Below are 12,331 nucleotides of genomic sequence, written 5' to 3'. Positions count from 1 at the left end.
ACGCCGTCGATGACGGCGTTCCTGTGCAACACGGCTGGCGTTCAGCGCTTGCGGCGCAGCCAGCTGGCGGCAACGGCGGCCACGGCCACGAGGACCAGGGCCGGCTTGACCAGCTTCTTGCGTCCGATAAAGGACAGCGCCGTCAGCACGTAAGGCATGGCGCCTTGCAAACGCATGCCGCCCGGCGCCAGCAGGGACTCGACGCGGTGGCCGGCAAAGCCGACGGCCGTTTCGACCACGCCCTGCAGCATCGATTCGGGACGCAATGCGTAGCCCACGTTGGCGCGCGCATGCACGATGCCCACGCGGTACATTTCACCCTGGGCGATCAGCAGGCGCTTGCGGGCGGCTTGCGCCGCCAGTTTGTCGTTTTCCGACATGAATTCTCCTCGTAAGGCCGCTTACATCAGCATGTCGCGGTCGGCCTTCAATTCCGCCATGGTGGCCGGCATGGACAGCTTTCCTTGACGCAACATGGCGCGCGCATACATGACCAGGGCGATCGCCAGCAGTACGAACACGACCGTCATGATCGCCAGGATCTTCCAGCCCAGGCTATCCCAGGCCAGGAAGACGATCAGCACGCTGCCGTAAGCAATGGCAAACAAGCCCGCCACGGTCGCCAACGCGAAAATGACAATCAGCTGCAGCATGTGATTGCGCACTTCCGACAGTTCGATGGTGGCCAGTTCCAGCCGCGACAACATCAGTCCGACGGCGTTTTTGGCCAGGCCGGCGACCGAGCCGATCAATCCCGGCCCCTGGTGAGACGAAGCAGACTTGTCCATATCGCTCCTGACAGTGGATTACTTGCGGCCCAGGATGAAGCCAACCAGCACGCCGACGCCAGCGGCGACGGCCACGGTACGCCATGGGTTTTCCTTGACATAACCGTCTGCCTGGGCAGCCATCTGCTTGGTGGCAACGATGGCCGATGCTTGCGCTTCATGCGCCTTGGCCAGCGCGGCATCCAGGGTTTTCATGCCCTTGACGCGCACTTCGTCGGCTTTTTCGCCGGTCAGGGCGGCAGCAGCGCTGAACAGGGCCTGGGCATCCTTGACCAGGGTTTTGACATCGTTATTGACGGTGGTGATATTGTTTTCCAACATGGTTTAGCTCCTTAGCTGTGGATGAATGTAGTTACTATACCTACTTTACTCAAAAACACTATTCCATTAGATCGCGCATATCATCGGCGTGCTCTTCCTCGACAGCCATGATTTTGATCAACAAATGGCGTGTGGTCGGGTCTTTGTCGCCGATTTTCACGATCATCTGGCGATACGACTCGATCGCCACCCGTTCCGCGATCAGATTGGCACGCACCATGCTTTGCACGTCTTCGGAGTCATCATACTCGGCATGGCTACGCGCAAGCAATGTTGCAGGATTAAAATCTGGCTTGCCATTCAATTGCACGATGCGCTCGGCCAGCCAGTCGGCGTGTTCCTGTTCCTGCTGCGCATGTTCCAGGAACTCGGCCTTGATGGTGCCGTTGTCGCGTCCGCTCACGGTGTAGTAATGGCGTTTATAGCGCGCAATACACACCAATTCGGTGGCCAGCGCCCCATTCAACAGGGTGATCAACTCCTGGCGGTCGCCCTGGTAGCCGGCCGTCACGGCGCCGTCGTCCAGGTTTTTCGCGGCGGCGCGGATGGCGGCCGTATCGATGCCAGCTGGAATCTCAACAGATGTTTGGGTCATGATGTTTCCTTTCAAGTCTTGCATGGGTATCCACCGGCCAACATTCGGCCGGTGCTGCCTTTTTATTGCCGCGCCAGTCAGCGCGGCTTAACGGCGGGCGGGAATGGCCGTGTTGTCCTCAGACAGGACAATTTCCACCCGGCGATTCAGCTGGCGGTTCGCCGCCGTATCGTTGCCGGCGGCCGGGTAAGCGGCGCCATAGCCTTTCGTGGCGATGCGGTCGCGGCTGATGCCTTGTTCCAGCAGCGCATTGCGCACGGACTCGGCGCGGCGTTGCGACAATTCCAGGTTGTGCGCGGAACCGCCCGTGCTATCCGTAAAGCCTTCGATCAGCACGGTGCGCTGCGGGTTGTTTTTCAGCACGTCGGCCAGCTTGCGCGCCGTATTCGCGCCGTCGGCCGTCAAGTTCGCCTTGTCCGTGCCAAACAGCACGTCGCCCAGGGTGATGACCATGCCGCGCTCGGTTTTCTTGGCGGCCAGGTCGGCCAGCTGCGCTTCCAGACCGGCGGCGCGCGCTTGCGCATCGCGGGCCGATGCTTCGGCCGCTTGCGCCTGGGCCTTGGCCGCTTCCGCATCCGCTTGCGCCGACTGGGCGCGGGCCGTGGCCTGGTCAGCCTGCTGCGTGCGCGCATCGAGGCGCAACTGGTCGCGCTGCTTGCCGGCGTTGGCGATATCGGCTTCCGCTGCCTTTTGCTTGGCAACTTCTTGCGCCGTGGCTATCTTTTGCTTGGCCAGATAGGCCAGCTTGTCGACCTTTTCGCTATCTTCCTGGCGCGTGGCGGCCGCGTTTGCCGCTTCCAAGGCCGCGCTCGCTTCGCGGAATTCGCGTGGCGCATAGGTCGACACGATCGGATTCGATTGCGCCGCCATGTAGTCGCCGCGCGTCTGGTCGAGCAGGCTGGTAGTGGTCGGTGCGGAGCTGCAGGCGGCAACCAGGGCGGCCATGGCCAGCAGGCCGGGAATGGTGGTGTAGGTAGCTTTTTTCATGATGGAGTCCTGTTATTGTTGTTGCTTATTGTTTTGGGGCTTGCTGATTGGCGCGGTCGAGCTCTTCGCGCATGACGCGGATGTTCTCGTTGATTTCATCGGCGGCCGATGTCGCCTTGGCCGAGTTGGCCTTGCTTTGCGCCAGCTTGGCGTCCGCTTGCGCCTGGTCGGCCAGGTCGCGCGCCGTCTTGTAGTCGCGGTCTTTCAAGGCCTGGTTAGCCATGCGCATTTTTTCGCGGGCCGAACGCATTTCATCGGGAGCCAGGTCGGCGGCGCCGGCGCTGGCGGCGTTATCGACGGCGGCGCGCGACACGGCGACATCGGCCGTGGCGGGCGTTTTCAGGCTGGAACAGCCCGTCATCAGGACGACGGCGCTGATGCAGGCAGCCAGGGCGGTCAAGGGGGTTTTGATGGAATCTCGGTTTGTCATTTTTCTTCTCCTGGAGAGTGAGGTAACGATATGAGTCATACATGGAACGAATCAGGAACTGCGTTTGATGTATGACGTTATAGGCCCCGCATCCCCGCATATCCGTTCGGTGCCGCACATAGGGTAGGAAATCGACAATACTTGCATGGGCAACGTGCGCCAGCGCACGTGTCCGCCAGCAAAACCTGAAACAGGCCCGGCTTTGGAGCGATTCCTGTAGCATCGTGACTACTTGTCCAGAAAGAATCAGCTCATGCCGCTCTCCCGCCGTCAAAAAATCGCTCTCGCCAGTACCGCCGTGCTGATCGCCCTGCCCGTCACGGCCGCCGTCGTCCTGCTGAACATGGACTGGAACCGCGCCAAGCCCTGGCTCAATGCGCGCGCCAGCGACGCGCTGGGGCGGCCGTTTGCCATCGAGGGCGACCTGGCGCTGACGTGGCAACAGCCAGCCACCGCGGGGCAAAAAACCTGGCGCGACTATCTGCCCTGGCCGCACCTGCAGGCAAAGGACGTGCGCCTGGGCAACCCGAACGCCATGGCGGACACGGGTGAGAAGGGGCAACTGGCCACCGTGAGCCAGCTGGCGTTCTCGCTCAATCCGCTGGCCCTGCTGGACAAGAAAATCATCATCCCGCAATTGCGCTTTGACACGCCGCAAGTGCGCTTGCTGCGCAGCAAGGATGGCAAGAACAACTGGACCTTCGACAAGCAGGACCAGCCATCGCCATGGCAGCTGGAATTGCAAAGCGTGGTCTTCAGCAAGGGCACCGTGACCCTGGACGATGGCGTCAGCAAGACGGCGATGCGCGCCGATGTCGACACCATCGCGGACGATGCGCGCTACGGCATCGCGTGGACGCTGTCCGGCACCTACCGCGGCGAAACCGTCAAGGGCGGCGGCAAGGCGGGCGGCGTGCTGTCGCTGCAGCGGCAAGGCACGCCCTTCCCCATCCAGGCCGACATGCGCGCGAGCGGCAGCAGCGTGGCCATCGAAGGCACCCTGACCCGCCCGACGGACTTGGCCGCGCTCGACGTGCGCCTGAAGCTATCCGGGCCCAGCATGGCGCGCCTGTATCCGTTGACGGGCGTGCTGCTGCCGGAAACGCCGCACTTCAGCACGGAAGGCCATTTGACGGGCACCCTGGCGCCGCGCGGCGGCGAATGGGTGTACGACCAGTTCAGCGGCAAGGTAGGGTCCAGCGACATCAACGGCAAGCTGGCCTTTTCCGCCAGCACGCCGCGCAAGCGGCTGACGGGCGAAGTCCACTCGCGCCTGCTGCAATTTTCCGACCTGGGTCCGCTGGTGGGCGCCGATTCCAGCGCCAGCAAGAAGGAACGGGGCGTGCCGTCGACGCAGCCGGCCGGCCGGGTCTTGCCGGTGGAAACCTTCAAGACGGAGCGCTGGACCAGCCTGGACGCCGACGTGCGCTACACGGCGGATAAAATCACGCGCGATGCCGAGTTGCCGATCAGCAAGCTCGACACGCATGTGGTGCTGACGGACGGCGTACTGTCCTTGACGCCGCTCAACTTCAACGTGGCGGGCGGCACCCTGACGTCGCAGATCAAGCTCGACGGCAGCGGCAAGGTCATCGCCAACGGCATCGCGGCCGAACTCAAGGCCAGCGCCCGCCATCTGCACATCCAGCAACTGTTCCCCCGCCTGCCGGCCCTGCAAGCGAGCGTGGGCGAAATCAATGGCGATGCGTCGCTGTCGGCCACGGGCAATTCCGTCGCCACCCTGTTGGGCAGCTCGAACGGCGAAGTGCGCGCGCTGATCAACCGGGGCAGCATCAGCAAGCTGTTACTGGAAGAAATGGGCTTGAATATCGGCAGTATCGTGCTGGCCAAGCTGGCAGGCGACAAGCAGGTCAAGCTGAACTGCATGGCGGCCGACTTCGCCGTCACCAAGGGGCTGATGCGCACGCGCCAGTTCATCGTCGACACGGATGACGCCATCCTGCATATCGATGGCACGGTGAACCTGGCCGATGAACGGCTGGACCTCACCCTGCGGCCGGACAGCAAGGGCTTGCGCATCTTTTCGCTGCGCTCGCCCCTGTATGTGCATGGCACTTTCAGCAAGCCCGACGTGGGCGTCGACAAGGGCGTGCTGGCCCTGCGCGCCGGCGGCGCGCTGGCGCTGGCCGTGGTGGCGCCCGTGGCGGCGCTACTGCCGCTGGTCAACACCGGCCCCGTCGAGGATAGCGAATGCGCGGCCTTGCTGGCCCAGGCGCGCGTGAAACCGGTGGCGCCCAAGCCGGGCAAGCCCGTGCGCAAGGCCCGTTAAGCGCGGCATGTGTGCTTTTACAATTGTTACACCCCTATGTGCGTTGCCGAACAGACCCTGCCTTGCCGCAAATCTATTCTGTGATCGTGCCTGAAACACCCAAGACGTGGCGATACGAAGTCCCACCGGCCCATACCATGCCGGCGCCACGAGGTCCGAATTCATAGGAGAACTATCATGCAAATCATTAAAAAAATCGCTGCCACCACTTCCGTTGCCGCCCTGCTGCTGAGCCTGACGGCTTGCGCCAACATGTCCGGCCAGGATAAGAACACGGCCATCGGCGCCGGCATCGGCGCCGTTGCCGGCTCCGTGCTGACGGGCGGCAGCGCTGTCGGCGCAGTCGGCGGCGCCGCCGTCGGCGGCGTGATCGGCAACCAGGTCAAGCCGAAGTAATCGTTGATCAAAAAAGCGGGGTGGGTGCCCAGGCGCCCGCCCCGCTTTTTTGCGTCCGGCTTCCGTTGACGAAATTGAAAAGTTATTCTGAGGAAATTAGACGAAGACGTTGGCCATGCCGATGGCGCCGCTATCCTTGACCAGCTCGTAGCAGCGGCAGGAAACGGCTTCCAGGCCCGCCGAATCGAGGATCTCGATATTGCCGCGGCTGTAGGTGATGAGTTTTTGCTGTTGCAGCGCGCTGGCCGCCTTGGTCACGCCGACCCGCCGCACGCCCAGGGTGTGGGCAAGAAATTCATGCGTGAGGTGAAATTTTTCCGACTGCAGGCGGTCGCGCGTGATCAGCAGCGAACGGGCCAGGCGCGCCTCGAGCACGTGGAAGCGGCTGCATACGGCAATCTGGATGGCTTGCGCCAGCAAGGTGTCCGTGTAGCGGTACAGCAAACGCTGCAGGGATTCGAGCTGGGCGAACTCGGCGCAGAACTCCGCGCGCGCGATGCGGCTGGCCGTACCGGAACGTTGCACCACGGCACGTACTTGCGCCAGGTCATGACCGAGCGCGACGGACGCGCCCAGCACGCCTTCGCGGCCGACGGAGCCCACTTCCAGGGTCATCCGCCCTTCCGCCACGGCCAGCAGCGAGATCAGGCAATCGCCGGGGAAATAGATGTGGCCGATAGGCTGGCCCGGTTCGTACAGCACCTCGCCCACCTCGACCGTGACGGTATCGAACAGCGCCGTCAGGTGCCGCAAGTCGTGCTCGGGCAGGCTGGCCAGCAAGCGGTTGCCGGCGTCTGGCGCACCCACGGGCGAACCCAGGCCGGATCGGCCTGCATCGCGGGGCAGGGTCATGCTGGCAGTCGTTGGTGGCATTGCTTTTCCTCGGCGTCGTTACAACTCGACATAATTTTTACCTAGCCTACGGTGCAGTACCGGCCCTGTATGTACGGTGACGCACGGAAGCGGAGCAAGCGGCACAGCACACTGGCAACAGACGCACATAACACGCAGAACACGCACTACCCTTTTTACTATTTTAAAAAAACCAAGGAGCCTTCCATGACTACCACCACCAAATCCCTCCATCCGCTGGTGCTTGCCGCCGCCGTCGCCGTCCTGCTGTTTTGCGGCGTGGGCACGGCTGCCCTGATGGGCTGGTTGCCTTCTTCCCAGGGCGATACCCAGCCGCTGGCGGCCAGCACCTCGGCCGAGCAGATGGCCAACCTGCAGGCGAACCAGCCGCCAGCGAACCTGCAGCCTGCCGGCGCCTTGCCGCTGGCCGCCCTGCCACCGCAGCAGCAGCAGCAGCAGCAGCAGCAGCCACAGCAGCAACCCGTGCGCCAGCCGCAGCCGCAGCCGCAATACGCGGCCGCCCCGGCGCCGCAGGTGTGCGCCAATTGCGGCGTGATCGAAGCCATCCATGAAGTCAATACGCGCGCCGAAGGCAGCGGCGTGGGTGCGGCCGGCGGCGCCGTCGTCGGCGGCTTGCTGGGCAACCAGGTGGGCGGCGGCCACGGCAGGCAATTGGCCACCGTGCTGGGCGCCGTTGGCGGCGCCGTGGCCGGCAACCAGATCGAAGGCAGCGTGCGCGCCACGCGCAGCTACAACATCGTCGTGCGCCTCGATAACGGCAAGACGCGCACCGTGCACCAGAGCGCCGCGCCGAACTGGCGCCAGGGCGACCGCGTGCGCGTCGTCAACGGCGGCTTGCGCGCCATGGGCTAAGCGAACCGCGGCGGCACCGCTGCCGCGATTAGTTGCAAATTAAACACACGCCCGGCTAGTCCGGGCGTTTTCTTTTTGGCAATGTTCGCTGGCGTACAGATGAGCTTGCCGTCCCGCGAGATGATGCATTCAGGAAAGTTCAACGGAATGTCAAAGGAGACGCCATGGAAGACGACAAGACAGGCAGCAACAGGATCTGGCTGGGCTTTATTGGCGGCGGCTTGCTGGCCACCGCGCTGGGCTTTTGCGCACTGGACCTGGCGCCGCCGGCGGGCAGCCCCGTATTCGGCGTCATGCTGCTGCTCACGGGCGGCATGGTCAGCTGCCTGGCTGGCGCAGTCGGCATGGCCGGCATGCTGGCGTGGGTGCCGGGCATGGCCGATGAACACGCGGACCGCCCCCGATAGTTGAGCCTTGTGTACGACAGCGTACAGAACGCAAGGGAAACAAAGTAGACACTTAGTCATGGCATCAGCGTTCAGCGACCCGGTCGCCGCGCAATGACAAGAACCGATGACGGCGCCACGCGCCAGCGCCTGCAAGGCCACGGCAGTCGCCGTCATCCACACATTACTCTCGGAGGACACATCATGCTGTATACAATCGCCGTCGTACTCATCATTCTTTGGCTGCTGGGCCTGGTAACTTCCTATACCATTGGCGGCTTCATCCACATCCTGCTGGTGGTCGCCGTGATCATGGTGCTGCTGCGCCTGATCAGCGGGCGCGGTTTATAGCCCAGGCCCTTGGCCGGGTATGACAAGAGCGGCGCGCGTGCAAACGGGCGCCGCCTTTTGCCGTATTTTTCGCACGGTGTGCGCGCACTGGCAAGCGGCGTCGTTTTGCAGTAACGTGTACGGGTAGTCCTGGGTATGTCCCCATAACAAAACAAGGAGAAAATCCATGAAAGAAACATTCAAAAAAGGCCCTGGCGCCAAATCCCTGATCGGCATGCTGGTGATCGCATTGGCCGCCACCGGCTGCGCGGACATGTCCTCGACGCAACGTGGCACGGCCACGGGCGCCGGCATCGGCGCGGGCCTGGGCGCCTTGATCGGCGGCACCACCGGTGGCGGCAGCAGCGGCCGCACGGCCGGCGGCGCCCTGCTGGGTGCGGCAGCTGGCGCCGTGGTCGGCAATATCTGGTCGAACCGCATGGAAAACCAGAAGCGCGCGATGGAACAGGCGACACAGGGTACTGGTGTGCAAGTGTCGCAGACGGCCGATAACCGCCTGAAAATGGAAATTCCAAGCGACATTTCCTTCGACACCAACCGCGCCGACATCAAGGGCAACTTCCGCCCGATTCTCGACCGCTTTGCCGCCACCCTGAATGAAAACCCGAACACGACGGTCAGCATCATCGGCCATACGGACAGCACGGGCAGCGATTCCATCAATGAACCGCTGTCGGTGGAACGCGCGGCCCACACGCGCGACTACCTGTCCATGCGCGGCGTTTCGCCGACCCGCGTCGTCACGGAAGGCCGCGGCGCCCGCGAGCCGATCGCCTCGAATGCGGATGCCTCGGGACGCGCACGCAATCGCCGCGTGGAAATCTACGTAGCAGAGCTAGCCCCGCGGGGGTAACACCGAACCAAACCTACTGCGCGTCGGTATAGGCGGCTTGCGATGCTCACCGTACTAAAGTACGGTTGCGCTTCTCGGCCACCTCTCCCTTCCGCTCGCTACGGTTTTGTTCGGTGTCGGGATGTTGACATCAAAATCAGGATCGTAAAAAAACCCGCTGGCAAGGTCACTTGCCAGCGGGTTTTTTCCATTTAAAGCAGCTTATTTTGAAGCAGCTTATTTCGACGTCGTTGCCTTGGCGCCGCTTTCACCCTCTTTCGCCACCTTGGCGAAGTCGCCCGCCGTCACGATCGACACGGCCGAAGGCTTCAGGTAGTCGCGCAAGCCCTGGTTCACCTGCGCCAGGGTCAAGGCGGCCACTTTGGCTTCCAGGTCCTTGTTGTACGCCATGGTGCGGTCTTGCGCCAGATAGCCGGCCAGTTCGCGCGCCAGGCCCGCATCCTGCGTGCGCTCCACTTCTTCCGATTGCAGCCAGCCCTTTTTCGCTTCCGTCAATTCGTCTTGCGTGAAACCGTCGGCCAGCACCTTGGCGATTTCCTCGCGCAGGGCCGCTTCCACCTTGACCGTGTTTTGCGGCGCGCTGATGGCATACGCCATCCAGTAACCGGCCGGTTCGCGCGACGGAATGCTCACTTGCGAGCCGACGCCGTACGACAGGCCTTCCTTCTGGCGGATGCGGTCGGCCAGGCGGCTGCGCAAGGCGCCGCCGCCGAGCATGTGATTGGCGATCAGCAAGGCGGGATAGCTGGCGGCGTCATCCTTGAGGGGGATAGGCTGGATGGCGAACAGCACGCTGTTCGCCTTGTCCGGCGTTTCCAATTTGACTTTCTCGCCGCTGACGGGCTTGACAGTGTCAAGAATGCGCACATACGGCTGCTGCGCCTTCCAGCTGCCGTACAGGCTGGCCACTTGCGCCTTCAGCGCAGCCGGGTCGAAGTCGCCCACGGCAGCGAAAGTCGCGTTCGACGCGCCATAGTAGGCGCCATGGAAGGCTTTCACGTCGGCAACCTGGATGGCTTTCCATTGCGCCAGTTCGGCCGGCAAGGTGGCCACGTGGCGCACATGGCCTTCCGGCGTGGCGTCGAGCAGGCGGCGGAAGGCGTTCACGGCCAGCGGTTGCGGTTCAGGCAATTCCTGCTCCGCGCGGCCGACGCGCTCGCGCTGCAATTCCAGGAATTCCGTCTCGTTCAAGGCCGGCTTTTGCAGCACTTGCGCCAGCAAGTCCATGGCAGCCGGCAGATTTTCGCGCTTGCCTGTCAGCATGGCGGTGACGCCCTCTGCGCCGCCCGTGATGGCGACCTGCATGCCCAGCTGGTCGAACTTGTCCTTCACTTCCTGGCGCGACAGTTTGTCCGTGCCGCGCGACAGCAGATTCGCCGTGTAGCTGCCCACTTGCCCCTTGCCGCGCAAGCTCTCTTCGCTGCCGATCCGCAGTTTCAACACGACGCTGACCGTGCTGCCCTTGGTTTTCTTCGGCAGCAAGGCGCCCTTCAAGCCGTTCGGCAAGGTGAAGCGCGTGGTGCGCGCTTCGATATTGTCGGGGCTTGGGTCGAACGCCTCGCCCTGCGCCACGACGGCGCGGCCCGTGTAGCCGGCCAGTTGCGGCGCCACGTCGGCGTAGGCCGGCACGACGGTGCGGTCCGGCGCATCGGTCGGGATGAAGCGGCCCAGGGTGCGGTTCGAGCTCTTCAGGTATTTCTCGGCCGCCGCCTGCACTTGCGCCGTCGTCAGCTTGTCGAGCTGGTCGCGCTGCAGGAAGAACAAACGCCAGTCGCCGGCCGCCAGCGATTCCGTCAGGGCGATCGTCAGGCTCGCCGTGTTCGAGGTGGCCAGTTCGATCTGCTTATTCAGCTGCTGTTTCACGCGCGCCACTTCCGCGTCCGTGACCGGCTGCGATTTCAAGTCTTCCAGCACTTTCAGCATGGCAGCTTGCGCCGCATCAAGGTTGCCATCGACGGGCACCAGCGCGCCGAACAGGTTGTAGCCGGGCTCCAGGTTGCTCACGGAGTTGTATTCGATCTTGCTGGCCAGCTTGGTTTCCACCAGCGCCTTGTGCAGGCGGCCGGCCGGCGCGTCCGTCAGCACGTGGCCCAGCACCTCGATGGCGACGGCGTCCGGGTTGCCGGACGGCGCCACGTGGTAGCCGGCGCCGACGAACTGCGTGCCGCCGCTGCGGCGCACCGTCACGGCGCGCTCGCCATCTTGCACGGGTTCGGCCGTGTAGGTCGGCTCGATCACGCGCGTCGGTTTCGGGATCTTGCCGAACAGCTCATTGATCTGCTTCAAGACCTTGGCTTCGTCGAAGCGGCCCGCCACCATCAGCACGGCGTTATCCGGCTGATAATATTTATGGTAAAACGCGCGCAGGCGGGGAATGTTCACCTGTTCGATGTCGGAACGGGCGCCGATGGTCGACTTGCCATAGTTGTGCCAGTCGTAGGCGACGGCCTGGATGCGTTCGCTCGTCACGCCGATCGGGTCGCTTTCGCCCATCTCGAACTCGTTGCGCACGACGGTCATTTCGCCCTTCTGCGTCTTCGGATTCCACAGGTCGTTCTGGTCGATGGCCGCGTTCACCATGCGGTCCGCTTCCATGGCCAGCATCTGGCGCAGGTTGTCGTCGTTGGCGGGGAAGGTGGCGTAGTAATTGGTGCGGTCGTACCAGGTGGTGCCGTTGAACTGGGCGCCCGTCGAGTTCAGGATCTCGACGGGGGTCTTGCTCCCCTTCTTGACGCCGAAATTGGCGCTGGGCTTGAACAGCAAATGCTCGAGCAAGTGGGCCATGCCCGTTTCGCCATAGTTTTCATGGCGCGAACCGACCAGGTAAACGATGTTGGTGGTCAAAGTGGGCTTGCTGGCGTCGGGGAACAGCAGCACGCGCAAGCCGTTGGCCAGGCGGTATTCCGTGATGCCTTCGACGGAGGTGACTTTGACGGCGGCGCGGCTGGGCGCAGCCTTGCCGGCTTTCTGGGTCGGCGCCGCTTCCACCGGGGTGGCGGCAAGGATGAACGAAGGCGAGAGGATGCCGGCGGCAAGCAGGAGGGCGGTAATGGGTTTCAAGGCAGAGTCCTGGTAACACTACGTTTTAGACAAGCGCACAAGCGGCGCCATGGAATGCAAACGCAAGAATTGCCATGGACCCGCGCTGCGTCTTCGCCGCCCAGGGAAATCATTGCTCTCGCAATTTACGGCATACTTATCACTTACGC

14 protein-coding genes are annotated in these 12,331 nt (G+C 63.3%); 6 read left to right on the top strand and 8 right to left on the bottom strand.

Annotated elements, in window-relative coordinates:
* Window positions 1-41: 41 nt before the first annotated feature.
* The 6 genes from O3299_RS00945 to O3299_RS00920 all read right to left on the bottom strand — a co-directional run bounded on the left by O3299_RS00945 (window position 42) and on the right by O3299_RS00920 (window position 3,121).
* Entirely contained in the window at window positions 42-380 is a 339-nt protein-coding gene (locus tag O3299_RS00945; protein WP_035826249.1) for a hypothetical protein, read from the bottom strand.
* 21 nt (window positions 381-401) lie between these two features.
* Window positions 402-788, bottom strand: a complete 387-nt coding sequence (locus tag O3299_RS00940) for a phage holin family protein (protein ID WP_034758936.1) — start codon at window positions 786-788, stop codon at window positions 402-404.
* A gap of 18 nt (window positions 789-806) precedes the next feature.
* Window positions 807-1,109 (bottom strand): YqjD family protein, encoded by a 303-nt coding sequence (locus O3299_RS00935; RefSeq protein ID WP_035826246.1) that lies wholly within the window; start codon window positions 1,107-1,109, stop codon window positions 807-809.
* A gap of 58 nt (window positions 1,110-1,167) precedes the next feature.
* Window positions 1,168-1,704: a ferritin-like domain-containing protein gene (locus tag O3299_RS00930; RefSeq protein ID WP_070224913.1), complete on the bottom strand. Its 537-nt coding sequence runs from the start codon at window positions 1,702-1,704 to the stop codon at window positions 1,168-1,170.
* Between the two features lie 87 nt (window positions 1,705-1,791).
* Complete coding sequence (locus O3299_RS00925; protein WP_099664889.1) at window positions 1,792-2,691, bottom strand: OmpA family protein; 900 nt, start codon at window positions 2,689-2,691, stop codon at window positions 1,792-1,794.
* A 25-nt stretch (window positions 2,692-2,716) separates the two neighbouring features.
* A complete protein-coding gene (locus tag O3299_RS00920; RefSeq protein ID WP_099664890.1) occupies window positions 2,717-3,121 on the bottom strand; it encodes a DUF4398 domain-containing protein in 405 nt (134 codons plus the stop codon).
* 253 nt (window positions 3,122-3,374) lie between these two features.
* On the opposite strand from O3299_RS00920, the gene O3299_RS00915 reads away from it, so the two are divergent.
* Window positions 3,375-5,411, top strand: a complete 2,037-nt coding sequence (locus tag O3299_RS00915; RefSeq protein ID WP_305061298.1) for an AsmA family protein — start codon at window positions 3,375-3,377, stop codon at window positions 5,409-5,411.
* Between the two features lie 177 nt (window positions 5,412-5,588).
* Window positions 5,589-5,807, top strand: a complete 219-nt coding sequence (locus O3299_RS00910) for a glycine zipper 2TM domain-containing protein (protein ID WP_010396384.1) — start codon at window positions 5,589-5,591, stop codon at window positions 5,805-5,807.
* Between the two features lie 96 nt (window positions 5,808-5,903).
* On the opposite strand, the gene O3299_RS00905 is transcribed toward O3299_RS00910, so the two are convergent.
* Window positions 5,904-6,680 (bottom strand): Crp/Fnr family transcriptional regulator, encoded by a 777-nt coding sequence (locus tag O3299_RS00905; protein WP_099664892.1) that lies wholly within the window; start codon window positions 6,678-6,680, stop codon window positions 5,904-5,906.
* 186 nt (window positions 6,681-6,866) lie between these two features.
* Between O3299_RS00905 and O3299_RS00900 the strand changes: the two genes are divergently transcribed.
* The 4 genes from O3299_RS00900 (at window position 6,867) to O3299_RS00885 (ending at window position 9,122) form a co-directional block, all read left to right on the top strand.
* Window positions 6,867-7,532: a glycine zipper 2TM domain-containing protein gene (locus O3299_RS00900; protein ID WP_305061297.1), complete on the top strand. Its 666-nt coding sequence runs from the start codon at window positions 6,867-6,869 to the stop codon at window positions 7,530-7,532.
* Window positions 7,533-7,696: 164 nt separating this feature from the next.
* Window positions 7,697-7,939 carry a hypothetical protein gene (locus tag O3299_RS00895; protein WP_099664894.1) on the top strand — a complete coding sequence of 81 codons (243 nt, stop codon included), beginning with the start codon at window positions 7,697-7,699 and terminating at the stop codon, window positions 7,937-7,939.
* A 183-nt stretch (window positions 7,940-8,122) separates the two neighbouring features.
* Complete coding sequence (locus tag O3299_RS00890) at window positions 8,123-8,269, top strand: lmo0937 family membrane protein (RefSeq protein WP_010396376.1); 147 nt, start codon at window positions 8,123-8,125, stop codon at window positions 8,267-8,269.
* 214 nt (window positions 8,270-8,483) lie between these two features.
* Window positions 8,484-9,122, top strand: coding sequence for an OmpA family protein (locus O3299_RS00885; protein WP_099380108.1), 639 nt, complete (start codon window positions 8,484-8,486; stop codon window positions 9,120-9,122).
* 216 nt (window positions 9,123-9,338) lie between these two features.
* On the opposite strand, the gene O3299_RS00880 is transcribed toward O3299_RS00885, so the two are convergent.
* A complete protein-coding gene (locus O3299_RS00880; RefSeq protein ID WP_305061296.1) occupies window positions 9,339-12,182 on the bottom strand; it encodes a pitrilysin family protein in 2,844 nt (947 codons plus the stop codon).
* Window positions 12,183-12,331 lie beyond the last annotated feature (149 nt).

This window comes from Janthinobacterium sp. SUN176, from assembly GCF_030587335.1.
In the GTDB taxonomy this organism is placed as follows: domain Bacteria; phylum Pseudomonadota; class Gammaproteobacteria; order Burkholderiales; family Burkholderiaceae_D; genus Janthinobacterium; species Janthinobacterium kumbetense.
This window is presented reverse-complemented; position numbering and strand designations above follow the sequence as displayed.

Bases quoted from the DNA above. Each gene is read 5' to 3' on its own strand.
- O3299_RS00945 (WP_035826249.1), bottom strand. From the start codon at position 380: ATGTCGGAAAACGACAAACTGGCGGCGCAAGCCGCCCGCAAGCGCCTG.
- O3299_RS00940 (WP_034758936.1), bottom strand. From the start codon at position 788: ATGGACAAGTCTGCTTCGTCTCACCAGGGGCCGGGATTGATCGGCTCG.
- O3299_RS00935 (WP_035826246.1), bottom strand. From the start codon at position 1,109: ATGTTGGAAAACAATATCACCACCGTCAATAACGATGTCAAAACCCTG.
- O3299_RS00930 (WP_070224913.1), bottom strand. From the start codon at position 1,704: ATGACCCAAACATCTGTTGAGATTCCAGCTGGCATCGATACGGCCGCC.
- O3299_RS00925 (WP_099664889.1), bottom strand. From the start codon at position 2,691: ATGAAAAAAGCTACCTACACCACCATTCCCGGCCTGCTGGCCATGGCC.
- O3299_RS00920 (WP_099664890.1), bottom strand. From the start codon at position 3,121: ATGACAAACCGAGATTCCATCAAAACCCCCTTGACCGCCCTGGCTGCC.
- O3299_RS00915 (WP_305061298.1), top strand. From the start codon at position 3,375: ATGCCGCTCTCCCGCCGTCAAAAAATCGCTCTCGCCAGTACCGCCGTG.
- O3299_RS00910 (WP_010396384.1), top strand. From the start codon at position 5,589: ATGCAAATCATTAAAAAAATCGCTGCCACCACTTCCGTTGCCGCCCTG.
- O3299_RS00905 (WP_099664892.1), bottom strand. From the start codon at position 6,680: ATGCCACCAACGACTGCCAGCATGACCCTGCCCCGCGATGCAGGCCGA.
- O3299_RS00900 (WP_305061297.1), top strand. From the start codon at position 6,867: ATGACTACCACCACCAAATCCCTCCATCCGCTGGTGCTTGCCGCCGCC.
- O3299_RS00895 (WP_099664894.1), top strand. From the start codon at position 7,697: ATGGAAGACGACAAGACAGGCAGCAACAGGATCTGGCTGGGCTTTATT.
- O3299_RS00890 (WP_010396376.1), top strand. From the start codon at position 8,123: ATGCTGTATACAATCGCCGTCGTACTCATCATTCTTTGGCTGCTGGGC.
- O3299_RS00885 (WP_099380108.1), top strand. From the start codon at position 8,484: ATGCTGGTGATCGCATTGGCCGCCACCGGCTGCGCGGACATGTCCTCG.